The organism is Corynebacterium sp. HMSC066C02, from assembly GCF_001814945.1.
GTDB classification, from domain to species: Bacteria; Actinomycetota; Actinomycetes; order Mycobacteriales; family Mycobacteriaceae; genus Corynebacterium; species Corynebacterium aurimucosum.
This window is the reverse complement of sequence record NZ_KV818436.1, coordinates 176,424-203,060: the sequence shown is the minus strand read 5'-3', so window position 1 is coordinate 203,060 and position 26,637 is coordinate 176,424. Positions and strand designations below refer to the sequence as shown.

The window sequence follows — 26,637 nt, the reverse complement described above, 5'->3', positions numbered from 1 at the left end:
ACAACCCCACCAACTTTAGCGGAACCCACACAAGATAGGAAATCCCCCTTAGCTCTTGCAGAGTTAGGCCTTACCCCGCGAAGGGGGTAGTCTGTAATGCGGTTATTTCGACGCCACACACTCCTCTTTTTATGAATAAACAAGCCCCCTCTACATTCCGCTACCGTTACGACCTTGACGGCCTCCGCGGCATCGCGATCGCCTTGGTTGTTCTGTACCACGTCTTCGTTGGTCGTGTCTCAGGTGGCGTCGATGTCTTCCTCCTGCTTTCCGGATACTTCTTCTTAGGCTCGCAGCTGCGCTATGCCGCACGGCCGAATGCCTCCTTGAACCCGTGGTGGCCCATCTGGCGCACGCTCCGCCGGCTGGTGCCTTCCCTCGTGCTCGTCATCGGCGTGAGCTATGTGCTTGTCCGGCTCTTCGCCCCGAAGCTTTTAAACACGGAGCTCACCAAGCAGATCACTGCGACGGTCTTCTACTACCAGAACTGGGAATTAGCACGGCAGAACGCTGACTACGCCGCCGCTTCAGCAACTACGTCACCACTGCAGCACATGTGGTCCATGGCTGTGCAGGGCCAGTTCTACCTGCTGGGTATCTTCTTCGCTCTCGGCCTGGCCGCTTTCATGCGCCTGCGCCCCAAGAACACGGGCCTACGAGAACAGCGTTTCTCTTCCATTAATTCCATCGCGGGCCCGATCCTCCTCGTAGTCACCGTCGTTTCTTTTGCCTATGCATCCCGCGACGGCCTCTTTGGCACCCCGGAAAACTACTATTCCACATGGTCGCGCGCCTGGGAGCTAACTTTGGGCGCGGTGCTCGTTATCTATGGTTCGCACCTGCGCATGCCGCAGCGCCTGTCCAACCTCGCCACGGCTCTCGGCTTGGCGGCTCTGGCTGGTACCGGCCTGCTTATTTCCGATAGCTTGGCCTTCCCTGGGCCGCTGTCTCTTCTGCCCATCGGCGGTGCAGTACTCATCATCATTGGTTCCGGCGGGTCTTTCTCACGGGTGCTCACCACCCGGGTTTCTCGCTGGCTCGGTGATATCGCCTACCCGCTCTACCTGTGGCATTGGCCGCTGCTCATCATTTCCATCGCCGCCCTCGGCCTTGACACCCCTCCGTGGTGGCTCGGGGCCATCATCATCGTAGTGTCGCTGGGCTTGGCGGACCTGACGCATCGTTTCGTCGAGAAGCCCCTGCGCCAGCACCGCAAACGCCCGCTTGCCGACGACCTCCCCGTCCACCGCGGCCTCGCCGACCTTCGCACTCGCACCGGCGCTCTGCGGGGCGTTGGCGGAGTCCTCGTTGCCGCCTGCACCGTTGCGCTCGTGGCCGTTCAACCGCTGTGGCTGCGCAGCCTGCAGGAAGCGAACCACGAAATGCTCGACCCGAAGCTCTACCCAGGAGCGACGACCTTCGTCGAGAACATCACGCCGCCTGAGAACGTAGAGATCAAGCCTGACCCGATTCTCGCGCGCGGCATTCAGCCGCCAGTCGCCGACAACTGGTGCTTCATCCCGGAGCAAGAGCCAACGGACTACTTCATCGAGACCCAGAAGGACGGCGTGACGCCGTGCATCTTCGGTGATGTCAACTCCGATGTCGAGGTCTACCTGGTGGGCGGTTCGCACGCGGAGCAGTATTCTTCGGCCTTGGATCACTTGGGCCGCGAGATGGGTTTCAAGCTGGTTCCGCTCACCCGCGTGGGTTGCCCCATCGAGCTCGGCGATGAGCTGAGTGTGAAGCCTTCCTGTGCCGAGTGGAGCAAGGAAGTGGTCAAGCGCATTATCGATGCGGACCCGGCCCTCGTGGTCTCTAATTCAACGCGACCCGGCCAGCCCTTGGGTCACGGCCCAGACGCCGTCCCGCCCGGCTATAAGGCCTTCTGGGACGAATTGGCCAAGCACGATATTCCCTTCTTGGGTTTCCGTGATAACCCGTGGGGATTCGATGAGCACGGCAATGGCCTCCAGTTTGATGAGTGCTACGTAGCCACCCAGGATTCTCTCGGATGCGGCATGCGCTTCGAAGAGGTCTACGCTCCCTATGACCCCGGCGCCGAAGTCCTCTCCCAGTACAAGAACATGCTGGCCGTGGACACCTCGACGTGGTTCTGCGATGCCAACGGCGATTGCCCGGTCATCATCGGCAATATCATGGTGTACCGCGATATGCACCACTTCACCAAGGCCTTCGCGGATTCGGCCATCCCGCTCATCCGTGACGCCATCACCCCCTTCCTCAAGGGCGAGACGGTGCAGCAGCAGCCCCCGCAGATCCCGACGGACAGCCCCATAGTGCCTCAGTCCGCTGAGACGCCTCCGACCACACCCGCGGAGCCTATCCCCTATCCTGCATATCCGGCAGATAAAGCCATTTAAAACGACAAAGGCCGGCGCTTTTTAGCGCCGGCCCTTATTAACGAAGAATGCTGCTGCATTCTTCGTTATTTCTTTTTGCCCTGCCCAAAGTCCAGGTTGTTGAGATCGATATTCTCCATGCCCTTCGGCATCTTGATATCTCCCAGCCCGGGCATGCCGCCGCCGAGCTGTTCCTGCATCTTCTGCAGTTCTTGCATCGACGGCATTCCGCCGCCCATCCCCGGCATACCGCCGCCACCACGACGCTTCGGCGGCTTGCGCTTGCCGTTCTTGCCCTTGCGGCCCTTCGGCTTCTTCTTGGTAGCGGAACGCCCACCGCCCATGCCCGGCATGCCAAAACGGCCGGCCATCTGCGACATCATCTTCTTGGCTTCGGTGAAGCGCTCAATGAGCTGGTTGACGTCAGACACGCTCACGCCAGAACCGAGGGCAATGCGCTTACGACGTGAAGCGTTGAGAATCTTCGGGTTTTCCCGCTCCTCCGGCGTCATACCGCGGATAATGGCTTGGATGCGGTCAAGCTGCTTTTCGTCGACCATATCGGCGATCTGGTTCATCTTGTTGCCGCCGGGCATCATCTTGAGCAGGTTGCCCATCGGGCCCAGGTTGCGCACCATGAGCATCATGTCCAAGAAGTCATTGAGCGTCATCTCGCCGGAGCCCATCTTCTTGGCGGCTTCCTCCGCCTTAGACTGATCCAGCTTGGACTCCGCCTGCTCAATAAGTGTCAGCAGGTCACCCATGCCCAGAATGCGCGAGGACATGCGCTCCGGGTGGAAGACATCGAAATCCTCGAGTTTCTCACCGGTGGAGGCGAACATGATGGGCTTGCCCGTGACCTCACGAATGGACAGTGCCGCACCACCGCGGGCGTCACCGTCCAGCTTGGTCAGGACGACACCGGTGAAGTCCACGCCATCGCGGAAGGCCTCGGCGGTCTGCACGGCGTCTTGACCGATCATCGAGTCAATGACGAAGAGGACTTCGTCCGGATTGACGGCATCGCGGATATTGCGCGCCTGAGTCATCAGGGTTTCATCAATGCCGAGACGGCCGGCGGTATCGATGATGACGATATCGTGCTGGGTGCGCTTGGCCTCTTCGATACCGCGCTTGGCGACGTCCACCGGATCCCCATGGGAGGTTCCCATCTCATGCTCGTGGGAATCCAGGGAGGTACCCGGATCCGGAGCGTAGACATCGACTCCCGCGCGCTCGCCAACGATCTGCAGCTGCTGCACCGCGCCCGGGCGCTGAAGGTCACAGGCCACCAGCATCGGGGTGTGTCCCTTGGAGGCCAGATGCTTAGAAAGCTTGCCCGCCAAGGTGGTCTTACCAGCACCCTGGAGGCCGGCGAGCATGATGACCGTCGGCGGGTTCTTCGCCAGGTTTAGGCGGCGGGTCTCGCCGCCGAGAATCTCGATGAGCTCCTCGTTGACGATCTTGACTACCTGCTGCGCCGGGTTCAGTGCCTCGGAAACCTCGGCGCCTGCCGCGCGTTCCTTAATGCGCTTAATAAAGCCGCGCACGACGTTGAGCGAGACGTCCGCCTCCAGCAACGCCAGACGGATTTCGCGTGCTGTGGCATTGATGTCCGCCTCGGTCAGCTTGCCCTTGCCGCGCAGGCCGGACAGGGCTGATTGCAAGCGGTCAGACAAAGACTCAAACACGTTAAAAGTGCTCCCTCAACTATCGTGGATAAATTTATAACTTCCCCAGCTTAGCCGTTGACCAGTGCTTGGGTCACATTCCGGACTAGCGTAGCGCGGGGGATGTCGCCAAGCGGCACGGCGTGAAGCACCATCGTGGCACCCGGCGTGGTGGTGGATAGCCACTCGCACTCCGGAAGCAGCGCGAGCACGTGGCCGAGGGTACCTGGGTAGTCATCGATGCGAACCTCGAAGACTCCCCCAGTCCACATCGCCGTCGCCGGTCCCGGTACGAAATCAGGCAGCACGGTATAGGTCCCTGATTTATAGGACTGCACGAGGCGCTCCTCTACCGTCGCGAGGTCAATGGCACCGTGAAGCGCGCGAATATCAAACTCACCGGCATAGCCCTCCTCAGTGCGCACGAGGCGCGAGGAGAGGATGTTCCAGCCCAACGCGGCGATAAGTGCCAACGCACGCACGGCCTCCCTCTGATAGCTGCCGCGCCACAGGACGGTAAAGCTGTCATCCTCGGGGTTGTGGCGCAATCCAATGTCGCGGTCGGCAGCCACCAGAGGCCGAACTGGATGCAGAGCTTCTAGCTGTGCAAAAGCGCGGCCGCTGACCGCATCGATTCCTTTCTCCAGCCTGCGGTTCCACACGCCGGGACCGGTGGATTCAGCATCGGTGCGGGCGAGTACGACGAGGAGCGCTAGAGTCAGGTAGTCATAGCGCACGGCTTCGAGGAGCTCGTCACGGGCTTCATCGGATACAGGATCGGTACGGGAGACGATGCGCGCCAGAGTGGTGTGCTCAGCGACCACGGTTTGCACGCGGGAGCGATCCGCCAGGTCGAGGCCAAGCTTGGCCGCGGCACGCGCCACCATCTCCGCCCCCACCAGCTCGTGCGGGCGACCATATCCTTTCCCGATATCGTGGTAGAGCCCCACCAAGAGCAGCAGATCGGGCCTCGCTACGGAAGTGCGTGCTTCTGCACAGCGCGCGACGGTAAGGATGGAATGGTAGTCCACGGTATGAGCGTGCGTGCGCTCGCGCGGCAGCAGCCCTCGGATGTGTTCCCACTCTGGGACGAGCCGCTCCCACAAGCCGTGAGCATCCATCTCCTGAATGAGGCGCGGGGTATTGAGCGGCGAGGACAATAAACTAAAGAATGCATCCGTCACAGCGGCGGGCCAGCGTTCGGGCAGCTCCGGTAACTCGCGCAGCTGCTCCCAGACATGGGGCGGAACGCTTCTGCCCGAGCGTGCTGCGGCGGCGGCCACGCGCAAGAGCAGCCACGGCTCATCCAAGTCCGCGGTACGAGCGAGGCGGATCTCGCCTCCGGCATCAACCACCCCAATATCGAGGGGCTTACGTGTGCGGTTGTGGCTGCGTTTGGATACGACTCCCCGGGCAGTCGCCAATGCCCTCTCCACGGCTCTATCTACCGCGGTAGCCGCGGTGACCACGGCCGCGGACAAGTCATAGCGGTCGGCGAAACCTAGTTCGTGGGCGATCTCCGCGGCGAACTCAGGGTCGAGAACATCGCGGTGCCGCCGGGCGGTGACGTGAAGGAGCGTGCGGACGTCGAGAAGCAAGGCCTGCTCCTCCTCAAGTGCTGGGGCATCCGCGAGGTTGCCAAGGGCGAGCGCCCGCAGGAATTGGATATCGCGCAGGCCGCCGCGCCCATTTTTAATATCCGGATGGGTCATCGTGGCCAGGGTGCCAGAACGGCGCCAGCGAGTAATGGCGAGGTCGACGAAAGCGTCGAAGTTGCTCTGCAGTAGGCGGCGCCACGAGGCATAGACCTGGGCGCGGGTGGAGTCCACGAGCTGCTTGTCGCCGGCAACGAAGGCCAGATCCAGCTGCGCGAAGCCGGCGGCGGGATCGGAACCAGCGATAGCGCCAAATTCGCTGGGGGTCCGCACCGCATAATCGAGCCGGTATTTGGCATCCCAGATGGGGTACCAGATTTCAGCGACCACATCTTCGGGCAGCTCCGTATCATCCGGGTGAAGGAGGATGAGGTCAAGATCCGAAAAAGGGGTCATCGCCCGGCGGGCGAAAGAACCCGTAGCGGCAAGCGCACAGCCGGACGGAAGCTGCAGAGACTGCGTGAGCTCTATCGCCGAGGCATAGGCATCCTCACGCAGTTGAGCGGCCGTAGACACTTCTACAGGGCTGCCTCGCCGCGCTCGCCGGTGCGCACGCGGATGACATCCTCAACAGGAGTAATCCAGATCTTGCCGTCACCGATCTTTCCGGTATAGGCGGCGTCAACGATGGCAGAAAGGATATCCTCCACCTGCTCGTCGGAAGTGACTACCTCCAGCTTGACCTTGGGCACGAAGTCGGTGGCATACTCGGCGCCACGGTAGACCTCGCTGTGGCCGCGCTGCTGGCCGAAACCCTGGGTCTCGGTCACGGTCAGGCCGTGCACGTCGTGCTGCTCCAAGGCCTCACGGATGTCCGGCAGCGTGAACGGTTTGACGATGGCAGTGATGAGCTTCATCTGTTACTCCTTAGCTCCGGCGGTGTCGACCCGCGGCTGGACGGTTGGTGCAGGATTCATCCTAGCGTCGTGGGTGTGGCGGCGGTGCGAAGCCCCATGCGCCATAGACGAACTTCCAAAGTTCGCGCTAAACCTCCTCCTCAGAGGCCTCAACGGTCTGTGCACTCTTGCGCATACGCTTGGCGTACTTCACGTCAGTGACGGTCACACCGTAGATGGAGCGTCCCATGTAGAAGGAGCCCACCGAGGCGATGATCCACACGCCGAAACACGCGATCATGACCTTGATCAGCGACCACAGGGAAAACCCGTTCTCGGCAAAATCCACGACTACCTTCGCCACAAGCAGCAGCGGGACGGCCAAGCCGACCGTCGGCCCCAACAGGTTAACGCGGGTCAATGCATCAGGCGCACGCCACAAGGCAATAGCGGTCGCAATGACCAAGACCGTGGCCACGACCAACAGAATCGAGGCGATAATCTCCGGGATAGTCATGGTCTTACCTCCTGCCCTTCGAGATGATGCGGGCCATCGACAACGTCGGCAGCACGCCGGCCGCAATAGCCGCGAGCATGGCGATGTCATAGACGATGGACGCGTGATTAGTCATGGACCACGAAATATACATGCACAACATGCCGTAGAAGACCATGTCACTCATCACGGTGCGGGTGAGCTCATCACGGGAGCGCAAGGCCAAAACCAACGCCGCGCACACCGATGCGCCGATGAGGAAAATACAGACAAAGACTACCCATTGAAAGGCGCTCATCGAGGAAAAATCAATCATTTCTTATCATCCTTTCGGGCATCCTTGTTCTGCGCAACCTGGCGCAGGGGCCACACGGAATACTTCTCCACATCGTGCGCGGCAAGCGGGGTATCGTCCGCCTTCGCGATATCGGGTGCGCGCATATGGCGGCCCAGTGTATCCAGCGGATACTCGTAGAACGTAGAGGCGAGCTCCTTGGTGGGACCCTGCCCAGGAACGCCATAGTCAATGCCTTTCACCCGTGGCGCGAGGCGCTCCTCCATATCCGCCAGATCTTCCATAATGCTGGCTGGGTCATCCCCCATGACCGCTTGAACCAGCACGATACGCGGCAGGCCTTCTGCAATCGGCTCGCGCAAGCCCAAGGACAAGGTACCTGGGGTTGCGGTAATGGACGAGGTGAACCAGAAGATCTCCCACGCGCCGGTCACGCGCAAGGGGTACCGCACCACTACCGGGCGGTAGCTATTCTGCGGCTTGAAGGATTCTGCGGCGAGCGAGAAACCCGCGACAAAGATTTCCTTGATCAGCCATAGCGCGTAGACAACGGCATGCACTGCAGTCTTCATTTAACGGCCCTCCTGAAGGGAGTCGATGTCGGGTAAGGCTACGGGGTCGTCGCCAAGCACTGCGTCTGCATAAGCCTCCGTATCCAACAAGTCCGCTGAGGCTTCCATCGTGACGCTGATGACCGGACCGGAGAGAATGAACATGGTCAGCGAACCCAGGATCAACGCTGCCGAGGGCGCCATCAGCTTCTTACGGATCACCAGCTCATCGGGCACCTTCTCCTTGGGCAAATCCTTGCCCCAGAAAACGCGGCGCCACACGCGCAGCATGGCCAGGAACGCGGCGAAGGAGGCGATGATAATCACCGCGATGACGGTCCATGCCCATGCCCCGCCGGTGCGCGCGACTTCCGCGACGATGAGAACTTTGCCCCACATGCCGGAGAAGGGCGGGAAGCCCACGACGGAGAAGGCACCTGCGGCGAAGATCCACGCGATGATGGGATCACGGCGCGCCAAGCCAGAAAGCTTGTTGAGCCTGCCCGTACCGTACGTCTCCTCGATAGCACCAGAAGCCAAGATGAGGGAGCCTACCGTGAGCATGTGGTGAATCGTGTACAGGATTCCGGCGGCCAGCGCGCGCTGGGCATCGTGGGTGGTGAAGGCCATCATCACCAGGATGAAGGGCATACCGTTGAGCATCTGGTAGCCCAGCACGCGGCGGATGGAGTTCTCAGCCAAACCACCGAAGGAGCCCACCACCATGGAGATGATCATGATGACGATGATGAGCGTTCCCCAGCGCTGGTCCATATCGAACAGCTGCACCCACAGGCGGTAGAGCATGTACACCGCCACCTTGGTGTGCAGGCCGGAGAACAAGCCCATGACGGCAGCCGACGTGCCCGGGTAGGTACGCGGCAGCCAGGATTGCACGGGGAACACGCCAGCCTTCGCGGCGATGGCGATAACGATGATGCCGGAAGCTACCGTCACCGGACCGTTACCGGCGGCAGCACCTGTCAGCGCCGCGAGGTTAACTACGCCAGCCACCGAGTAGATATAGCCCACGCCAACCACCAAAAGCGTGGAGGCGAACAAGTTCACCAACACGAAGGCGCGGCCGGCAGCCAAGCGTGACCAGGTACCGGACATGGTGATGAGGCCATAGGAGGGCAGCAGCATGACCTCGATGAACACGAAGAAGTTAAAGAGATCAGCGGTGAGCAGGGCGCCGCACACGCCGGTGATCAAGATAAGCGTCAGCGATGGGTAGTAGCGCGACTTGGTCTCACCACCCACGATGGCGAACCAGTTGGCGCCGAAGGCCACGATCATCGTCGTGATGAGCATCAGTGCTGAGAAGGTATCGGCCGCGAAGGCAATACCTGCGTTGCCCACGTAGTTACCCACGCTGTGCGCCACCACACCGTTGTTCATGGTGTAGAGCAACAGTGCAAAGGAAGCGAAGATACCCACGCCCGGAACGATGAGCATGATGGCATCGCGCACGCGGTGCCATGGCGCAAGAAGCGCCAGCGCCGCTGATACGAGGGGAACCGCCGGGAAGAGCGGGAGGAGGGCGCTTACGGTGTCATACATCTAGTTGTCCTCCTCTTGTTCGAGTTCTTTCAAACGGTCCATCTTGTTGGCCGAACGCTCCAGAATCTCCCGGTTCTGGGTGTCTCGTCCCAGCGTGGAGAAAGCGTGGTCAATGGTGTTGTCATCCACCGGCTCAACGACGTCCGTGTCGTCGTTCGCGCCCATCGCCGCCATGGTCAGCAGAATGGTCGAAGTAGCCATGGAAATCACCACGGCGGTCAGCACAAAGGCCTGCGGCAGCGGGTCCGCCATCTGGTCCATGCCCACCTGCGATGGAAAGGACTCTCCGCGATAGGAGTACACGCCGGTGGCCAAGAGCATGAGGTTAGCTCCGTGGCCGAAGGCCATCATGCCCAGCACGATGTGCACGAGGCCGCGCTGCTGGATGAGGTAGACGGCGCTACCGATGAGTAAAGCAATGGTCAGTGCGAGGATCATGAGTTCTTCTCCTCTTTAGCCGGAGTGTAGTGAGGCGAGGACGCGCGGCGGCGTGCCTCGGAGTCATTGAGCAGCGCCAATGGGTCCGAAGACGGGTTGATGGATTCGGGGTACGGGTCGTCGACATCCTCCAGCACCACGCGCGGGGTATTCGGCAACGCGGAATCATCATCGTGGACCCACGGCAAGAAGTCCCGCTCAGTGCCTGGACGCAGGTAACCACCCAAAGCATTGATGGCCATGGTGAGCATGCCCAGCACCGCGAGGTAGATGCCCAGGTCGAAGATGAGCGACGTCGTCCAGTGCTGCCCCAGGGCGTGGCCATGGATGGCAGTGAGGAAACCACCGGAGCTATGCGACGTCGGGATGTAGCCGATGAAGCCAGCCACCAGCGCCACAATGATGCCCACGCCGGTGAGGTGAATCGGGGTCATGCGACCAAAGACAATCTCATCGGTACCGCGCGAGAGGTAGGTCAAGCCGATGGCCGCACCCATGATGAGCGCTGCCGGGAAGCCGCCGCCGGAAGCCTGGTGTCCACGGTAGAAGACGATGAAGGACATGACCACCAAGATCGGGATGGCCACAGCAATACCCTTGCGCAGCGGCACCGAGTTGAGCTGCGACTGGCCGAACGGAGCCGGGCGTGTGCCGGAGGTGAACGGGAAGCGCGGCAGCGTCGAGGTGACCGCAGCGATAACCACAGCGGCCATGCCCAGCACTGACAGCTCGCCCAGGGTATCGAGTGCACGGAACTCCACGATGATGGTGGCCACTACGTTGTCGCCACCAGTAATATCCGGAGCGTTGTTGAGGTACCACATGGCCAGGTCCGAGCGTTCGTGGCGCCCCATCAGTGCCCACACGCCCAGGAATGCGGTGAGCCCGGCGAGCACGGCTACGACGATGGAGCCCACCTTGCGGTTGGTGTCCTGCACGGGGTGGAACTTCTCCGGCAGGTAGCGCAGGACCATCATCATGACGATGACGGACAGCGCCTCCACCGTGAACTGGGTCAGGGCCACGTCGGGTGCGCCGAGAAGGAACATCTGTAAAGTCACGCCGGTTCCCGCGGTACCAATCATTACTGCACCTGTGAGGCGGTTGCGTGTACGCACCAAACCAAACATGGACAGCGCCACGATTCCCAGCGGCAGCAGGTCCCACGGATTATCAAGGCCGTCCACACGCGGGTTGAGAGCCACACCATCGACACCCGTGGACACCAGAGCGGAGCCCGCAAGGATGATGACTAGGAGGATGATCGGCAGGATCAGCTTCGACGGGTTGTGGGTATCGGACATGCGGCCAACGAAACGGCCGAAGGCTGCGCACACGTCCTGAATCCACTTCAGGATTTGGTTACCGGTGCGCGGTAGGAGCTGGCGCTCCTCCATCGCGGTCCACAGCGGCCCGCGGAAGAACAACGCGATGATGCCAGCGATAAGCACCACCACAGAAATAAGCAGCGGGACGTTCAGGCCGTGCCACAGCGCGAGGTGGGAATGGCCCTCCATGCCGATGGCCGCCACGATGTTATCGAGTGGCTTATTGAGCACTCCCATGACGAAGATAATTGGCACCGACATCACACCGGGCAACGCCGCGGGCAGCCACAGCCTCACCGGCGCCTCATGAACATGCGACATGTTGCGCGGGCCATCGAAGAAGGCACCGAAGACGATCTTGGCGGAGTAGGTAAACGTGAAGAACGCACCCACACCGGCGATGATGAGCAGCAGCACCTGGCCAGTTGAACCGATTGGAGCTTCCTCGAAGGCGGTGAGCATTCCTTCCTTCGACACGAAGCCGAACAGCGGCGGGACCGCCGCCATGGAGGCGGCACCAATGAGCATGGAGCCAAAGGTCCACGGCATCTTGTTCCACAACACACCGAGGCGGCGGATATCGCGGGAACCGGCCTCGTGGTCGATGACGCCAATGAGCATGAAGATGGAGGACTTAAACAGCGCGTGCGCCAGCGTGTGCACGAGCGCCGCCGCGATGGCGAAGGGGGTGCCAACGCCAATCGTGGCCACAATCCATCCCAGGTGGGACACGGTGGAATAAGCGGTCAGCTTCTTCAGGTCCGTCTTCTGCACGGCAAAGACCGCCGACATCACGGCGGTACCCATACCGGCGACGATAAGCAGCCAGTTCCACGCCGCAACATCATGGAAGATGGTGGAGAAACGAATCAACAAGTAAACGCCGGCCTTAACCACTGCTGCCGCATGCAGGAAGGCCGAGACCGGCGTGGCAGCCGCCATGGCCTCCGGCAGCCAGAAGTGGAAGGGGAACTGCGCGGACTTGGTAAACGCCGAGACCGCTATGAGAATGGCAACCCCGGTGGTTAAGCCCGGGCGCTCGGCCCACACATCCGAGGCCAAGATCCCCTCAAGGTTCGTCGTCCCCGCTGCGGTTGCGGCAATCGCCACGCCCGTGAGCAAGGTAAGGCCGCCGATGAAGGTGAGGATCAGCGTGCGCTGCGAACCGGCCTCGCCGGACTTACCGCTGCGCGCGATGAGCATGAAGGACGCCAGCGATACCAGCTCCCAAGCCAGGAAGAGCACCACGACGTCGTTAGCCAGCACGAGCAGGAGGATCGACAGCGTAAACGCTGTCATCAGCACATAAAAACTGACGTTGCCTTTGCCTTTGGGCAGGTAGGCCGCAGAGTAGGTGAACACCACTGCGCCGATGACGAGAGCCAACATGGCAAAGAAGATGCCCAGCGCATCGCCCCGGAAGGCGAGATTGACGTTGACGCCTGGCGTGATGACATCACGCACCCACGTCACGGAATAGGACAGTTCTTCGCCACGGGCCAGTGCCGGAAATTCTTTAGCCAACAGTGCCGCGGCGATAATAAAAATGCCGGCTAGCGGGTAGCCGGCTGCGCGATCAGCAACCTTGACGGCTACTGGTGCTAGCGCCACTGCGACAGCTGCGAGGAGGACGACATACAAGAGTGTCACGAAAGAGTAGCCTCACGAACCGTTGTTAGGGCTGTTTAATCAGCCTCACATAGACAGGACTGTCCTAGACTACCATTGTGACCTCCCCCAAAGCACATTTTTAATGGGACGAAGATGACGAAAGCGCCCCGCAAAGGAGGCGCTGCGTCTCGAAAGAACTTAGGTCTAGCCCAGGGATCTATAAGGTCCTACTTCTCCCCCAGCAAGGCATCAACGAAGCCTTCAACCTCAAACGGTGCGAGGTCATCTGCGCCCTCGCCGAGGCCCACGAGCTTGACCGGCACGCCGAGTTCCTCCTGTACCTGGAAGACGATGCCTCCCTTAGCTGTGCCATCGAGCTTGGTCAGGACAACGCCGGTGATGTCGACGACATCGCGGAAGATGCGGGCCTGGGTCAGACCGTTCTGCCCCACTGTCGCGTCCAAGACGAGCAGGACCTCATCGACGTCCGTCTTCTTCTCTACTACGCGCTTGACCTTGCCCAACTGGTCCATGAGGTCCACGGAGGTGTGCAAACGGCCAGCGGTGTCAACGAGAACGACGTCCACGCCTTGGTCAACGCCAGCGGCCACTGCGTCGAAGGCCACGGAGGCCGGATCCGCGCCTTCCTTGCCGCGCACGGTGGTAGCGCCCACGCGGCGGCCCCAGGTCTCCAGCTGGTCCGCGGCCGCTGCACGGAAGGTATCCGCCGCGCCGAGCAAGACGTTGTGCCCCATCGATACGAGCACGCGGGCTAGCTTGCCGGTCGTGGTGGTCTTGCCGGTGCCGTTGACGCCGACGACCATGATGACGGCTGGCTTGCCATCGTTCGGCATGGCCTTGATGGAGCGGTCCATCTCCGGGTGGCCTACCTCGATGAGGGCTTCGCGCAGCATGGCGCGGGCTTCCGCCTCAGAGCTCACTCCGCGCTCCGCAATCTTCTCACGTAGAGAATCAGTGACCTGCATCGTGGACTTCGTACCCAAGTCCGCCATGATGAGGGTGTCTTCGATTTCCTCCCAGGCATCATCATCCAGGTCACCAGCGGAGAGAATGCCCATGAGGCCTTGGCCGATGGCGTTTTGCGAGCGCGACAGGCGCCCGCGCAGCTTGCCCAAGCGGCCGGCAGCCGGCGCAATATCCTCCTGCGGCTGGGCTGCCGGGGCCTCAACCACCTCAGCGTCGTCGGATACCTCTAGCTCCTCTGGCTCAGCTTCAAGTGCCGCGCTTGCCGACGCCGCCTGTGCCCCCGCCGCCGCGGCGGCCTCCTCTGCTTCGGCTTCCTCAGACTCGGCCGGTGCTTCTGGCTCAGGCTGTGCTTCTACCTCTACCGCTGCTTCTTCTTCGGCTTCAAACTGAGCAGAAGGCTCCTCCTCGGCCGGAGCCTCAGGTACCTCCGGTTCCTCCTCTACCTTCGGAGTTTCAACTACCGGCTCCGGTTCAGCAATCTCCGGTTCGGCAATCTCTTGTTCGGTGGCCGGGACATCCTCTTCCGTGTCCTCGTCATCCTTGTCAACAGCAGCGGCGCCGGATACGGCAGCACCAGCGGCGGCAGCGCCCGCAGCTCCTGCAGCGGCTACACCAGCGGAAGAATCCTTATCCTCTTCTTCCTTTGCCGGTTCGTTCTGCGCAGCCGGTTCCGGCTCGCTCACCGGCTTCGCGTCTGCGACGGGTTCCGGCTTCGACTCTGCCTCAGGCGTCGGTTCCGCCGCAGGCTTCGCTGCCTTCGGTGTCTCCTCTTCATCCTTGAGCTGAGCGTTCGCTAACTCGGTGGCATCACGCTGCTCAGACTTCTTCTCCGCTTGCGGCTGAGCTTTGGGCTCAGCCGGTGCGGGCTCCTCAGTCTTAGCTGCAGGCACAGGTTCCTTGGTAGCGCCGCCGCCAGCAGGGGCAAAATTAAAACCAGACTTGGCCTGGTAGTTGCCGGACTTCTGTTGCTGGGTCAGCTCCTTAGGCTCCTCCACGGGCTTATCAAAGGAAACCTTCTTTGACTCGCCGCGCTTCTTGCCCAAGACAACGAACAAGACCACGAGCAGAATCAGGACGATGACTGCTATCGCAATCCACATAAAAGTAGTATTCATGCCCTCCATAGTGCCAGGGTTGCCCACATCCGGCACGATGACGAGGCCAAAAAGCCTCGGACTGGTGCTCGCCGTTAGCACGGAGCATCGACGCCGCCCATCGTGACGCTATAAAGCACGTTAGCCACGTCCATCGTTGGCTTCTGGTGAGTGGTGACGATGAGCTGAGAATCCTTGCGCACCTGACTTGGGTCAGGGTGGATGAGCAACGCCACTCTTAACACTGCTACCTGGTGTTGTTCGGTGGTGGAGTGGGGTTGCTCCGCGCTAAATCATCCTAAGCCAGGAAGGCGTCCTGCAAAAGGCATCTGACAAAAGGCATCTTTGGGTCCAAAAACGCCATCTGCACTGAGTAAATGGCGTTTTTGACCGTGAAAACGCCTTATGACTGATGCCTTTTGTCAGATGCCTCCAGCATGTCGATGGAGACGCACAGACGATGCCTCCCGTTAGCGCGGGGCATCCACGCCGAGACGCGTGGCGTCCTCCGCCGCCTGTGCTGTGCCCGGCGCCTCACCAGCACGGGACATGCGCTGCGAAATCACGCGCGTCACGCCATCGCCGCGCATCGTCACTCCATAGAGCACGTTGGCTACGTCCATCGTCGGCTTCTGGTGGGTAATGACGATGAGCTGAGAATCCTTACGCAGCTCCTCGAAAAGTGCGATGAGGCGGCGCAGGTTGACGTCGTCAAGTGCGGCTTCCACCTCATCCATGACGTAGAACGGTGAGGGACGCGCACGGAAAATCGCCACGAGCATAGCCAGGGCCGTCAAGGACTTCTCGCCGCCCGAGAGCAGTGACAAGCGCTTCACCTTCTTACCCGGCGGGCGGGCCTCCACCTCGATGCCGGTGGCCAGCATGTCATCCGGCTCCGTGAGGATGAGACGACCTTCGCCGCCCGGGAACAGCGTCTGGAAGACCTTGGGAAACTCCGCTTCCACGTCATGCCAGGCATCCGTGAACAGCTGCAAGATTTGCGCATCCACATCTTCGATAACGCCAGTCAGATCCTTGCGGGCCTGAATCACGTCATCTAATTGCGTGGACAGGAAACTATAGCGCTCCTCCAGAGCCTTGTACTCCTCCAAGGCCAACGGGTTGACCTTGCCCAAGGAGTTGAGGTCCTTCTCGGCTTGCTTCAACCGCTTGGTTTCGGCGGAGCGATCGAAGTCCTCACCCGGTGTGTACTCCTTGAGCAGGTCGGGGATAGCAATGCCGAGCTGCTCCACGATCTTGCCCTCGGCCTCATCCACCCGCACTTGGGCCTGGCTGCGGGCAATCTCAGAGTTATGCGCGGAGTCGGTCAGGCGATCAAGCTGCTGGCGGGTCGAGGAGACCGCCTGCTTCGCCGATTGTGCACGCCCCTGCAGCACGCCGCGCTGGGTGACCAGCTCATCGCGTTCCTCGGCGGCCCGCTCGAGTGCCTGCGCGGTCCGGGCAGCCAAATCTTGGGCATGCTTGTCGACAGTCCCCGCCAACCGCGCCTGTGCTTGCCGGCGGGCCATCGCCTGGTCGTGGCGGGCTTTGGCCTGGCGTTCGTGCTGGGCTTGGCGCCGCAGGGCCTCTCCCCTGCCCGCTGCTTGGCCGACCTTTTCCTCCGCACTGCGGGCCGCCATCTGGGCCTCTACCTCCATGGCCTTGACCTGTTCCAGGGCCGTCGAGGCAGCATCGCGTTCCACCGAGGAGGGTTCATCAGCCTGCTCTTCAGCGTCCACGCGCGACAAGCGGTCACGCGCCTCCGCCAATTCTTCGCGCAGGCGGGCTAACTGCACCTCGATATCCGTGGCTCGGGCGGCGGCTTTTTCATGCTCAGCCTTGTTTGCCTCGTACTGCTTGAGCAAGCGCTGGTGATCGCGCTTCCACGCTTCGAGTTCGTGATCGTGCTCCCGCAGTGCGGCCTTGGCACTCGCCGCACCTACGCGTGCATCGTCCGCCGCCAGCTTCGCGCCTTCGAGCGTGCCGGATAGCTCCTCCAGCTCATGAGTGGCTGATTCCAGTTGTTGCTCGGCCTCCGCAATCTGGCCGCTTACCTCAACGGTGGAGACGGCGCCTGTTCCTGCCTCCACCCAGCCTTCGCCGACGAGTAGGCCCTCAGAGGTCACAGCACGCAAGCGCGGATCCTCCGCAATAAGTTCACGGGCCGCGCCATAGTCATCAACCAGGACCACGTCGGAGAGCAACCGCGTCACCGCCGCCGATACTTCCGGGACCAAGACCATGTGATCCAGCAGCCAGCTCGCCCCGGAAGGCAAGTCCGCGTCAAGGCGCCAGGCTGAACCGGTGGGTTCCGCAGCGACGTCGATCAGCGGCGTGCGGCTCGCCTGCGCCAAGTCGCGCACGATGTCCCCGCTCACCGCGCCGGCTTGGGCCTCCGCAAAGGAACCGAGTGCTGCCGCAACGGCTGTCTCATAGCGAGTAGAAATGAACTCTGCGAGAGGTTTGAATCCCTCCCCCAGCTCGAGTGCTTCCGGAACGGTCTGACCAAGGGTATCGATCCGAGCGCGCAAACTATAGACGGTACGCTCGTGCTCCCGCTGGGCATCACGCAGCTGCTCCAAGCGTTTATCGGCCGCGGCAGATTCGCTGGCCGCGCGCACATGCGCTTCCTCCAGCGGCTCACGCTCGGCAGCCAAGTGCTCCAGCTTGTCCGCCGCCTCATCGGCTTCCGTCTGCGCTCCCCTAGTGCGCGACTTCGTATTCGCTAAAGTCTCTTCCTGACGCGCTAACTCAGACTCCGCGGAGCTGACCTGACCCGCCAAGTTCTCCTCGGCGGCGATGAGGCGAACCACGCCTTCACGGCGATCCGCAATGGCGCGCAGTTGCGCCATGTGTTCTTTATCAGCAGCCTCGAAGGCTTCCCGGCGCTCGGCCACTTCCTCCCGGATAGATTCCAAGCGCTCTGCAGCCTCTTCGGCCACGGCCAGCAACTCTTCGTGCTCCTCATCGGCTCGCTGGGCACGTGCCTCGAGCTCCTCCGGATCCTGGCCCGCGTAGGCCACCTGTGAGCCAACGTTGCTGGCGCGCTCGGCCGCGATGCGCTGCGTGGCAGAGATTCGCTCGCTGAGGGTCGATAACTCGAACCACAGCTTCTGCGCGGCCTCCGCGCGCGGCGTGACATCCCCCAACTCGGCCTCTACCTCAAGCTGGATCTCGGTCGCCTCTTCCAGCTGGGCTGTCACTTCCTCGACCTGCTCGGCGAGCACCGCCGCGCGTTTCTCAGCGTCATCGAATGTCGCGCGCAACCGCACCACACGGTCACCAGCAAGGCGCAGGCGGGCATCGCGCAAATCCGCTTGCACAGTGGCTGCACGTTGGGCGGCCTCCGCTTGGCGCGCCAGCGGCTTGAGCTGTTTGCCCAGCTCATCGGTCAAGTCCTGCAGGCGATCCAGATTGGCCTGCATGCCCGTCAGCTTGCGCTGCGCTTTTTCTTTGCGGCGGCGGTGTTTGAGCACGCCCGCGGCTTCTTCGATATAGGCGCGGCGATCTTCCGGGCGGGATTCCAGAATCTCCGCCAGTTTTCCCTGGCCCACGATAATGTGCATCTCCCGGCCAATGCCGGAATCAGACAGCAGCTCTTGGATATCCATGAGGCGCGCTTTCGCCCCATTGATCTCATATTCGCTCGCGCCATCCCGGAACATGCGGCGGGTGACGGAAACCTCTGAATACTCGATGGGCAAGGCACCATCGGAATTGTCAATCGTCAGTGTGACCTCTGCGCGGCCGAGGGCCTTGCGGTCCCCGGCACCGGCAAAAATGACGTCCTGCATCTTGCCGCCGCGCAGTGTCTTGGCGCTGCCTTCACCCATGACCCACGCGAGCGCATCGACGACGTTTGATTTACCCGAGCCATTCGGGCCCACCACGGCGCAGATACCGGGCTCGAATTTCAGGTTCGTCGCGGACGCGAAGGACTTGAATCCTTTGAGCGTGAGCGATTTGAGGTGCATTCGAATAAGTTTAGCGCTCGATGAAGCCCGACTCACCGCGCGGGGCGGCCCACTGCTCCACCACGGCGTTCACCACGCCTGGACGGTGGGTGGTCGACGGTTCTTCACGCAGCAAGGCCAGCAACTTCTCGCAGTCAGCACGCGGGCCTTCAGCAACCACCTGGACGCGTCCGTCCTGGAGGTTCGTCGCGTGCCCAGCCAGCCCTAGTTCGAGGGCGCGGGAACGCGTCCACCAGCGAAAGCCCACGCCTTGGACGTGTCCAAGAACGAAAGCTGTGAGGCGTTCATGGCCTGCAGAGGCTGCTGCCGTGTCTGCCATCTAGTACTCCCTCAAGTTTGTGCGGTCGCTCAAGTCAAATTCGTGATCGAGACGGCGACGGTCCTCCGCGCTGCGGCGCGTGACCGGATCCGTACCATCCCAGCACTCGACGTTGTGCAGTTCCGGCAGCATATCACGGTGGAAGACGGGATCCAGGCCCTTGCGGCGCTGCTCGTTGTAGTTCTTCAGCAGCTTGATAGCCACGCCAGACAGCGGCACGATGGCGCACACGTTGAGCAGAACCATGATGGCAGCGCCGGTATCGGCCAGGTCGAACACGGTACCTAGCGGGGCCACCGCACCGTAGAAAACAAAGGCCAGAACGATGAGACGGAAAGTCCACAGCACCCACTTCTTCCCGGAGAGGTACTCCACGTTGGACTCGGCAAGGTAGTAGTTGCCCAGAATCGAGGAGAAAGCCAGGAAGAACAGGATGAAGGTGACGAAGTGGATGCCCCACTCACCCACCACGCCGGAGAGCGCATTCTGGGTCAGCGTCACGCCCTCAATCGCATCAGAGCCGAAACGCTCGAAATCGGTGCCCAAGAGAATGATGAAGGCGGTAATTGTACACACCACCAGGGTGTCGAAGTACACGCCGAGGGTCTGCACCAGGCCCTGCTTAACGGGGTGGGACACCGTCGCCGTCGCTGCAGCGTTCGGCGCCGAACCTTCGCCCGCTTCGTTGGAGAACAAACCACGCTGGATACCTTTCAGCATCGCCATGCCCACGGTGGCACCGGCAGCTTCCCGGAAGCCAAAGGCAGAGCCCACGATCGAGACGACCATGTCTGGCACCTTGTCAAAGTTCACAATAACGACGATGAGACCCAAGATGAGATAGGCGCCCGCCATAAACGGCACGATAAACTGGGTCATCGAGGCGATGCGCTGCACGCCACCGATGATGATGAGCCCGGACACGGCGACGACTGCGATGCCCACGCCTGCCTTGAAGGCCGCGGAATCCTGGCCAAAAGAGGCCGCCAAAGAATCGGAAATGGCGTTGGTCTGGAACGCATTGTAGAACCAGCCAAAGGTAATGGCGATGGCCACGGAGAAGATGGTTGCTAAAGGCTTCCACCCCAGGCCACGGGACATGTAATAGGCCGGGCCACCGCGGTAGGCGTCCCCCTCACGCACCTTCCACAGCTGCGCCAGGGTCGACTCCACGAATGCTGTCGCACCACCCAGGATGGCGATGAGCCACATCCAAAACACCGCGCCGGGGCCACCCACGGAGATAGCCACGGCCACGCCTGCAACGTTGCCGGTGCCCACACGAGAGGCCGCTGAAATGGTAAATGCCTTGAAGGCAGAGATTCCGCCATAGTCGGCATCCTCATCGACGCCGACGCCCTTGGGCTTCTCGACGACCGCCTTGAACATGTCCGGCACCATGCGGACCTGCACCACGGCGGTGCGGATGCCGAAGAAGAGGCCCGCGGCGATAAGCAGCCATGGCAGGACATAGGACCACAGGCTGTCGTTAATGACACCAATCACGGTGCTGAAGATTTCTTGCATGGGTTACACATTAATAACTCACACCAGAATCGTCCTAGTTGGCCGCCAACTTCCTCCCCGCGGCGCGGCTCTGGCAATACGGGCAATAGTGAGTACCACGCCCACCTAGCACGGTTTTCAGGATTTCTTCGCCACAGCGATCACAGGGCTGACCGCCCCTCCCATATACGTGCAAGGAACGGTCAAAATATCCGGATTCGCCGTTAACGTTGACGTACAACGCATCAAAGCTGGTTCCGCCAACGGCGAGGGCGGAGCGCATGACGTCGGCGGCCGCAGAAATCACAGCGACGGCATCGCGCTGCCGCAGAGCACTAGCCTTCTTCAGCGGAGAAATCTGGGCCGCCCACAGCGCCTCATCAGCATAGATATTGCCCACCCCGCTGAGCACCGTTTGGTCGAGCAAAGCCACCTTGACCGCGGTGCGTTTCGCGCGCAGGCGCCGCCCTGCCGCGGTCAGGTCGAAGTCTGTTTCGAGAGGATCGGGAGCGATATGTGCCATCCTCAGCCACGGCCCGAGACGCCAATAGCCGAAGGTGCGCTGGTCCACGAAGCTGAGACGGGTGGCGTCATCAAGCACGGCGGCGATGCGCACGTGCGGCGAATCCACCTCGCCGATCCGCACCTGCCCCGACATGCCGAGGTGGATGAAGAGCACATCGCGAGCTGGGTCGGTGTGATCCTCGTCGGCGAACTCCAGCCACATGAACTTGCCGCGGCGCGCCACCGCGGCAATCTTCCTGCCCACCAGCAGCGCGGACAGCGGGGCTTCCTGGCCCCGGTTGGCGCGCGGGTGGAGAACATCTACTGCAGCAAAGGAGCGCCCCACAAGATAGGGCTCGAGTCCGCTGCGAACAGACTCGACTTCGGGAAGTTCTGGCATCGAATTCTCGTGGCTTAGCTCTCTTTGCCGGCGGTGCCCTGCACCAGCAAGGGTGTCTCGCGCAATGCTTGGCACGCTTCTTCCGCTGCCTGCTGCTCGGCGAGCTTCTTGTTATGCCCTGTTCCCCTACCCACGGTCAAACCGGCCACGGTGGCCACGGCGTTGAAGGTTTGATCGTGCTCAGGACCCGTCGAGGTGGCCGAGTACACCGGCATCGCGGCCTTCAGCTCCGCGCACAGCTCCTGCAAGGTGGTCTTCCAGTCCATATGACGGCCGGACACCACGGCGTTGTCAATCTTGGCGGCGAACAGCTTCAGCACCACCCCGCGGGCAACCTCAAAACCATGCTGGCGGTAGATAGCCCCCAGGATGGCCTCGGTGGTATCGGCCAAGATGGAGTCCTTGTCACGGCCGCCGGTGGATTGCTCACCCTTGCCCAACAGGACGTGCTCGCCCACGCCGATTTCGCGGGCGACATCGGACAGGCCATAGCGCGACACGATGGAGGCACGCATCTTAGAAATATCCGACTCGGGGCGCGAGGGGTACTTGTCGTAGAGCTTGGCCGCGATAGACAAGCCCAAGACGGCATCCCCCAGGAACTCGAGGCGCTCGTTGTTGGGCAGGTGCCCGTTCTCGTTGGCGAAGGAGCGGTGGGTCAGTGCCAAGCACAGCAGCTCATCGCTGATCTCCACGCCGAGTGCTTTTAGCAGCGGGGCGTGATCTACCTCCGCGAAGGCCGCGGCTAGTGCCTGTTCACCAGTGAGTTTCTTCTTCTTGCTCATAGGAACTTCTCCAAACCAGACCAACGCGGATCCACGCGCTCTTCTTCCCCAGAGACCCCCGTGGTTACTCCATCGGGAGCATCCACCTCGCAACCATCCTCGCACGTTGGCGCAAAGGGAAGGGATAAACCTGCCTCATCGATCACGGTCTGGAGGAGGTCGAGGATTCCATCCTTGATCTCGGGAACCTCATCACCGGAACCGCGATCCTCCTCCTCGGTCTCATCCCCGCTGACGAAGGACTCATCTGCGGAAAACACCTGGGATACGTGGAGATCCAGTTCCGGGTGCAGCTCTGCCAGGCAGCGGGCGCATTCGCCGCTGAGGGTGCCGGTGATATCAGCGTCCACCAACACACCAGAGCCCAACGGGGTCAAGGTGGCATCCACCTTAACCTCAGTACCTTCCGGGATGCCGATCATTTCCACGCCGATGCGCTCTGGCGCGGGTCCGGTCTGCACGCGGTGCTCAGGCAGCGCGTCGGTTCCTTGGCTGCGGAGCAATTCCGTCACGTCGAACTTCAATGGTGATTTCATAGCGCCCACCAGCTTACCCTGTGCTGGCCCGCGCGCCCTAGACTGGCAAAGACCTGAATGCTGGGGCATAGGCGCTTAAGCACTTGGCCTAACAGCTCGATTCTGTCCTCGGCGCTGTTCTCGCTTTTGCTGCACTCATCTCCTGGCGCGCGGAGCGGCCGCGCATTAGTCCCCTCTAGTAGTCGCGGGGCGCACGCGGCGCCCGGCGCGCCGGTTCCCGAGTCTCGCGCACAGCGCCGCGTCCCTCGCCGCGCGATTCCCCTCGAGAGCGCACACCGGCACCTCGGCGCAGAGCGGAGCGATCGTTATTCACGGTGCGCAGGAGGTCAGACAAGGTGGTCTCGAATTCCCCGAGCTTGGCGTCAACGAATTCATCGCACTCGGTGCGCAGACGGTTGGACTCAGAGTGCGCGGTCTCCACGATACGGTGCGCCTCATCATCGGCGCGGCGCACGACCTCGGATTCGGAGACCAAGCGGTCTTGTTCAGCTTGGCCTGCAGCGACGGCACGCTGGTATTCCTCATCTGCTTGGGCGCGGGTGCGCTCGGCGTCGGAGCGTGCGTTGTCCACCAGGTTGCTGGCCTCGTCCTCTGCCTGGGCGACAAGGGTGGTGGCGCGATGTTGAGCGTCGGCCAGCATGGCGTCCGAATCCTCACGCGCACGGGTCACGGTGTCATCAGCCTCGGCATTGGCTTCAGAAATAATCTGCTCCGCGCGTTCTTCCGCACCCTGCAGGATCTCATCCTGCTTGTCCAAGACGTCCTGGGCATCATCCATTTCGACCGGGAGAGCGTTGCGGAGATCGTCGAGAAGCGCCAGCATCTCGTGGCGCGGGACCATGCAATTAGAGGTCATGGGAACGGCATAGGCCTGCTCCAGGTTGCGAACAAGTTCATCGAGGGACTCAAATACGCGGTACATGGCACCAGCCTAACCAAGCACATACGCACCGCGACGTATCCCACGCGGGAAGAAACTGCGAAAACCTCCCCACTCAGTGGGGAGGTTAAACCAAGGCATAGAGAGGAATAGAGAACGGCTGGGGCTAGATCACGCCCTGCGCCAGCATGGCATCAGCCACCTTCTTGAAGCCAGCGATGTTAGCGCCCGCGACATAGTCACCCTCCAAGCCATATTCCTTAGAGGTCTTATCGATATTGCGGAAGATATTGGACATGATCTCGTGGAGGCGCTGGTCGGTGTACTCGAAGGTCCAGGAGTCACGGGAGGCATTCTGCTGCATCTCCAGCGCAGAGGTCGCCACGCCGCCTGCATTTGCGGCCTTACCCGGCGCGAAGGCGATGCCATTTTCCACAAAGTAGTGGGCGGCCTCCGGGGTACAGGGCATGTTCGCGCCTTCGGCAACATAGCGGACCTGATTCTTGACCAGGAGCTTGGCGTCCTCGCCGTCGAGCTCATTTTGGGTAGCGCACGGCAAAGCAACGTCGGCGCTGACCTCCCATACGTTGCCACCCTCGTGATACTCCACGCCCGCACCCGCTTCGCCGGCGTAGGTGGAAATGCGCTCGCGGCGAACTTCCTTAATCTCCTTGAGTAGCTCTAGGTCCACACCGTTCGGGGTGGTGATGTAGCCGGAGGAGTCAGACATCGCGACGACGGTACCGCCGAGCTGTTGCACCTTTTCGGCGGCGTAGATGGCAACATTTCCGGAACCGGAGACAATCACCTTGGCGCCGTCGAAAGACTCACCATGGGCCTTCATCATTTCCGAGGTCAGATACACCAGGCCGTAACCGGTAGCCTCGGTACGCACGAGGGAGCCACCCCAGCTCAGACCCTTGCCGGTAAGAACGCCAGACTCGTGCTTGCCCTCCAGTCGGCGGTACTGGCCGAACAGAAAACCGATTTCGCGTCCGCCCACACCAATATCACCGGCCGGGACGTCGCGGTATTCACCAATGTGATTGTGCAGCTCCGTCATGAAGGATTGGCAGAAACGCATGACCTCGGCTTCTGACTTACCCTTCGGGTCGAAGTCAGAACCGCCCTTGCCGCCGCCGATAGGCAGGCCGGTCAGGGAGTTCTTGAAAATCTGCTCGAAGCCGAGGAACTTGATGATGCCCAGATTGACGCTCGGATGGAAACGCAGGCCGCCCTTGTAGGGGCCGAGCGCGGAGTTAAATTGCACGCGGAAACCGCGGTTGACCTGAATCTGGCCGCTGTCATCCACCCACGGCACGCGGAAGATGAGCTGACGCTCGGGCTCGCACAGTCGCTCGACCAGGCCGTAATCAGCGTAGTGAGGGTCTTTATTGAGGACGATCTTCAGTGAGTCGAGTACCTCAGCGAGTGCCTGATGGAATTCCGGTTCGCCAGCATTACGCTTGAGAAGCTTGCTGTAGTAATCGGAGATTTGCTGGTCGATGGACATGGCAATCCTTTCATTGGGCACCGTTCCTCACGGTCGGTGCGTCATCCATTGAACAAGCAATAGTTTTCTATCAATCGACCTAAATTGCAAGATGGCCGTACCGTGGCGTGCCTTAAGGGCTGGTCAGAGCGCGAAAATTTTTTCTCGTATCTCTGCCATATACTCATGGGCATGCGCATTCTTGTTGCCCCCGATTCCTTTAAAGGCACCGCTACTGCAGCCGAAGCTGCCGCCGCCATTGCATTGGGCGCGCGGCGCGCTCTCAGCTCCTCGCCCCACGCAGACACAGCAAAGGTAACAACCCTGCCCATGGCCGATGGCGGCGAAGGCACCGCGGAGGTGCTCGCCAGCGCCGCTGTTCATCGCCACGGCACGGCGGGGCAAACGATTACGCTGCCTACCACCGATGCCATTGGCCGCCTGACCGAGGCCAGCTACCAGCTCGTTGGTGACACAGCCTTCATCGACGTCGCCGCCGCCACCGGCCTTCCTGCCGTTTCCGACGCCCTCGATCCACTCCATGCGGATTCCTATGGAACGGGCGTGCTGGTGGCCGACGCCGAATCGCGCGGCGCCAAGCACATCGTTCTTGGCCTCGGCGGCAGCGCCAGCATCGACGGCGGTCTCGGCATCCTCGCCGCGCTCGGCGCCGCCGCCCACGATGCCCGCGGATACGCCCTGCCCAAGGGCGGCGCACCTTTGGTCAACCTCGACCACATCGACACCGCGCAGCTCAACATGAAGGCGGCCATGCTGGACTACACCTTGGTCACCGATACTCGCGCCGTGCCCGTCCAAGCCGCAACGACGTACGGCCCACAAAAAGGCGCTGAGGGCGAACAAGTAGCACTACTGGCGGGCGCGATGCTACGGCTCTGCGAAGTCACGGAGACCGACCCACAGGCCGAATTCTTTGGCGCCGCAGGCGGCATTCCCATCGCCCTGAGCTGGCTTTCGCGCACGCTCTGGGGCACCTCGGAGCACTGCCGTATCGTGCCGGGCGGCCAGTATGTAGCCCAAGCACTCAATCTACCCACGCGTATCGCCGAGGCGGATCTCGTCCTTACCGGCGAGGGGCGCTTCGACGAACAATCGCTTACCGGAAAGGTGGTGGGCACGCTGGCGGACATGACTAGCCCGCCAACCCTGGGCATCATCGCCGGCTCCGCAACCGCATCGGCGCCACAGGGCACACTGCTGGAAGAACTCGACGGGGAGGAAGAGGGGGACGTCGCCCAGCGCTTAAGCAACGCGGCCGAACGCCTCGTCCGCAGCGTTCTGCAGAGCTAAAACTCTCTGAGGCTAAAGCTCTCTGAGGCTATAGCTTTCAGCA

The 26,637-nt window shown here is 61.6% G+C and carries 21 protein-coding genes; 2 read left to right on the top strand and 19 right to left on the bottom strand.

Going from position 1 to position 26,637, the window contains the following annotated elements:
• Positions 1–131 precede the first annotated feature (131 nt).
• The gene (locus HMPREF2996_RS01900; protein WP_070729819.1) at positions 132–2,384 is read left to right on the top strand and encodes an acyltransferase family protein; all 2,253 of its coding nucleotides are present in this window, start codon (positions 132–134) and stop codon (positions 2,382–2,384) included.
• A 65-nt stretch (positions 2,385–2,449) separates the two neighbouring features.
• Here HMPREF2996_RS01900 and ffh read toward each other — a convergent pair whose 3' ends face one another.
• The 19 genes from ffh to gdhA all read right to left on the bottom strand — a co-directional run bounded on the left by ffh (position 2,450) and on the right by gdhA (position 25,304).
• Positions 2,450–4,054 (bottom strand): signal recognition particle protein, encoded by a 1,605-nt coding sequence (gene ffh, locus HMPREF2996_RS01895; protein WP_070445495.1) that lies wholly within the window; start codon positions 4,052–4,054, stop codon positions 2,450–2,452.
• Positions 4,055–4,104: 50 nt separating this feature from the next.
• Entirely contained in the window at positions 4,105–6,204 is a 2,100-nt protein-coding gene (locus HMPREF2996_RS01890) for a [protein-PII] uridylyltransferase (protein WP_070729817.1), read from the bottom strand.
• 2 nt (positions 6,205–6,206) lie between these two features.
• Positions 6,207–6,545 carry a P-II family nitrogen regulator gene (locus tag HMPREF2996_RS01885; protein WP_070445489.1) on the bottom strand — a complete coding sequence of 113 codons (339 nt, stop codon included), beginning with the start codon at positions 6,543–6,545 and terminating at the stop codon, positions 6,207–6,209.
• Positions 6,546–6,672: 127 nt separating this feature from the next.
• Positions 6,673–7,041, bottom strand: coding sequence for a Na+/H+ antiporter subunit G (locus HMPREF2996_RS01880; protein ID WP_070445486.1), 369 nt, complete (start codon positions 7,039–7,041; stop codon positions 6,673–6,675).
• 4 nt (positions 7,042–7,045) lie between these two features.
• A complete protein-coding gene (locus HMPREF2996_RS01875) occupies positions 7,046–7,336 on the bottom strand; it encodes a cation:proton antiporter (protein WP_070445483.1) in 291 nt (96 codons plus the stop codon).
• Entirely contained in the window at positions 7,333–7,887 is a 555-nt protein-coding gene (locus tag HMPREF2996_RS01870) for a monovalent cation/H+ antiporter subunit E (RefSeq protein WP_070445479.1), read from the bottom strand. The genes HMPREF2996_RS01875 and HMPREF2996_RS01870 overlap by 4 nt, the downstream gene beginning before the upstream one ends.
• Positions 7,888–9,429 (bottom strand): monovalent cation/H+ antiporter subunit D family protein, encoded by a 1,542-nt coding sequence (locus tag HMPREF2996_RS01865; protein ID WP_070711433.1) that lies wholly within the window; start codon positions 9,427–9,429, stop codon positions 7,888–7,890. It lies immediately after the preceding gene.
• Positions 9,430–9,867: a cation:proton antiporter subunit C gene (locus HMPREF2996_RS01860; protein WP_010190439.1), complete on the bottom strand. Its 438-nt coding sequence runs from the start codon at positions 9,865–9,867 to the stop codon at positions 9,430–9,432.
• Positions 9,864–12,845 (bottom strand): DUF4040 family protein, encoded by a 2,982-nt coding sequence (locus HMPREF2996_RS01855; RefSeq protein WP_070729815.1) that lies wholly within the window; start codon positions 12,843–12,845, stop codon positions 9,864–9,866. The genes HMPREF2996_RS01860 and HMPREF2996_RS01855 overlap by 4 nt, the downstream gene beginning before the upstream one ends.
• Before the next feature lie 188 nt (positions 12,846–13,033).
• Entirely contained in the window at positions 13,034–14,908 is a 1,875-nt protein-coding gene (ftsY, locus tag HMPREF2996_RS01850; protein WP_070729813.1) for a signal recognition particle-docking protein FtsY, read from the bottom strand.
• 74 nt (positions 14,909–14,982) lie between these two features.
• A complete protein-coding gene (locus HMPREF2996_RS12765) occupies positions 14,983–15,123 on the bottom strand; it encodes a hypothetical protein (RefSeq protein WP_168166666.1) in 141 nt (46 codons plus the stop codon).
• Between the two features lie 234 nt (positions 15,124–15,357).
• Positions 15,358–18,861 (bottom strand): chromosome segregation protein SMC, encoded by a 3,504-nt coding sequence (gene smc, locus HMPREF2996_RS01845; RefSeq protein WP_070729812.1) that lies wholly within the window; start codon positions 18,859–18,861, stop codon positions 15,358–15,360.
• 10 nt (positions 18,862–18,871) lie between these two features.
• The gene (locus HMPREF2996_RS01840; RefSeq protein ID WP_070445466.1) at positions 18,872–19,180 is read right to left on the bottom strand and encodes an acylphosphatase; all 309 of its coding nucleotides are present in this window, start codon (positions 19,178–19,180) and stop codon (positions 18,872–18,874) included.
• Positions 19,181–20,707 (bottom strand): alanine/glycine:cation symporter family protein, encoded by a 1,527-nt coding sequence (locus HMPREF2996_RS01835; protein WP_070562754.1) that lies wholly within the window; start codon positions 20,705–20,707, stop codon positions 19,181–19,183.
• Between the two features lie 34 nt (positions 20,708–20,741).
• Positions 20,742–21,590, bottom strand: coding sequence for a bifunctional DNA-formamidopyrimidine glycosylase/DNA-(apurinic or apyrimidinic site) lyase (gene mutM / locus HMPREF2996_RS01830; RefSeq protein WP_070562751.1), 849 nt, complete (start codon positions 21,588–21,590; stop codon positions 20,742–20,744).
• Positions 21,591–21,604: 14 nt separating this feature from the next.
• Positions 21,605–22,375 carry a ribonuclease III gene (gene rnc, locus HMPREF2996_RS01825; protein WP_070445456.1) on the bottom strand — a complete coding sequence of 257 codons (771 nt, stop codon included), beginning with the start codon at positions 22,373–22,375 and terminating at the stop codon, positions 21,605–21,607.
• Positions 22,372–22,911: a YceD family protein gene (locus tag HMPREF2996_RS01820; RefSeq protein WP_070445452.1), complete on the bottom strand. Its 540-nt coding sequence runs from the start codon at positions 22,909–22,911 to the stop codon at positions 22,372–22,374. Before HMPREF2996_RS01820 ends, rnc begins: the two co-directional genes overlap by 4 nt.
• A 175-nt stretch (positions 22,912–23,086) precedes the next feature.
• Positions 23,087–23,833, bottom strand: coding sequence for a DivIVA domain-containing protein (locus HMPREF2996_RS01815; protein WP_070711437.1), 747 nt, complete (start codon positions 23,831–23,833; stop codon positions 23,087–23,089).
• 124 nt (positions 23,834–23,957) lie between these two features.
• Entirely contained in the window at positions 23,958–25,304 is a 1,347-nt protein-coding gene (gene gdhA / locus HMPREF2996_RS01810) for an NADP-specific glutamate dehydrogenase (RefSeq protein WP_070729810.1), read from the bottom strand.
• A 171-nt stretch (positions 25,305–25,475) separates the two neighbouring features.
• Here gdhA and HMPREF2996_RS01805 point away from each other — a divergent pair, with 171 nt between their 5' ends.
• Positions 25,476–26,594 (top strand): glycerate kinase, encoded by a 1,119-nt coding sequence (locus tag HMPREF2996_RS01805; protein ID WP_070729878.1) that lies wholly within the window; start codon positions 25,476–25,478, stop codon positions 26,592–26,594.
• Positions 26,595–26,637: the final 43 nt, after the last annotated feature.

What these genes read in the sequence shown, in the direction of transcription:
- HMPREF2996_RS01900 (WP_070729819.1), top strand. Translation starts at nt 132, where the DNA reads ATGAATAAACAAGCCCCCTCTACATTCCGCTACCGTTACGACCTTGAC.
- HMPREF2996_RS01885 (WP_070445489.1), bottom strand. Translation starts at nt 6,545, where the DNA reads ATGAAGCTCATCACTGCCATCGTCAAACCGTTCACGCTGCCGGACATC.
- HMPREF2996_RS01880 (WP_070445486.1), bottom strand. Translation starts at nt 7,041, where the DNA reads ATGACTATCCCGGAGATTATCGCCTCGATTCTGTTGGTCGTGGCCACG.
- HMPREF2996_RS01875 (WP_070445483.1), bottom strand. Translation starts at nt 7,336, where the DNA reads ATGATTGATTTTTCCTCGATGAGCGCCTTTCAATGGGTAGTCTTTGTC.
- HMPREF2996_RS01870 (WP_070445479.1), bottom strand. Translation starts at nt 7,887, where the DNA reads ATGAAGACTGCAGTGCATGCCGTTGTCTACGCGCTATGGCTGATCAAG.
- HMPREF2996_RS01865 (WP_070711433.1), bottom strand. Translation starts at nt 9,429, where the DNA reads ATGTATGACACCGTAAGCGCCCTCCTCCCGCTCTTCCCGGCGGTTCCC.
- HMPREF2996_RS01860 (WP_010190439.1), bottom strand. Translation starts at nt 9,867, where the DNA reads ATGATCCTCGCACTGACCATTGCTTTACTCATCGGTAGCGCCGTCTAC.
- ftsY (WP_070729813.1), bottom strand. Translation starts at nt 14,908, where the DNA reads ATGAATACTACTTTTATGTGGATTGCGATAGCAGTCATCGTCCTGATT.
- smc (WP_070729812.1), bottom strand. Translation starts at nt 18,861, where the DNA reads ATGCACCTCAAATCGCTCACGCTCAAAGGATTCAAGTCCTTCGCGTCC.
- HMPREF2996_RS01840 (WP_070445466.1), bottom strand. Translation starts at nt 19,180, where the DNA reads ATGGCAGACACGGCAGCAGCCTCTGCAGGCCATGAACGCCTCACAGCT.
- HMPREF2996_RS01835 (WP_070562754.1), bottom strand. Translation starts at nt 20,707, where the DNA reads ATGCAAGAAATCTTCAGCACCGTGATTGGTGTCATTAACGACAGCCTG.
- mutM (WP_070562751.1), bottom strand. Translation starts at nt 21,590, where the DNA reads ATGCCAGAACTTCCCGAAGTCGAGTCTGTTCGCAGCGGACTCGAGCCC.
- rnc (WP_070445456.1), bottom strand. Translation starts at nt 22,375, where the DNA reads ATGAGCAAGAAGAAGAAACTCACTGGTGAACAGGCACTAGCCGCGGCC.
- HMPREF2996_RS01820 (WP_070445452.1), bottom strand. Translation starts at nt 22,911, where the DNA reads ATGAAATCACCATTGAAGTTCGACGTGACGGAATTGCTCCGCAGCCAA.
- HMPREF2996_RS01815 (WP_070711437.1), bottom strand. Translation starts at nt 23,833, where the DNA reads ATGTACCGCGTATTTGAGTCCCTCGATGAACTTGTTCGCAACCTGGAG.
- gdhA (WP_070729810.1), bottom strand. Translation starts at nt 25,304, where the DNA reads ATGTCCATCGACCAGCAAATCTCCGATTACTACAGCAAGCTTCTCAAG.
- HMPREF2996_RS01805 (WP_070729878.1), top strand. Translation starts at nt 25,476, where the DNA reads ATGCGCATTCTTGTTGCCCCCGATTCCTTTAAAGGCACCGCTACTGCA.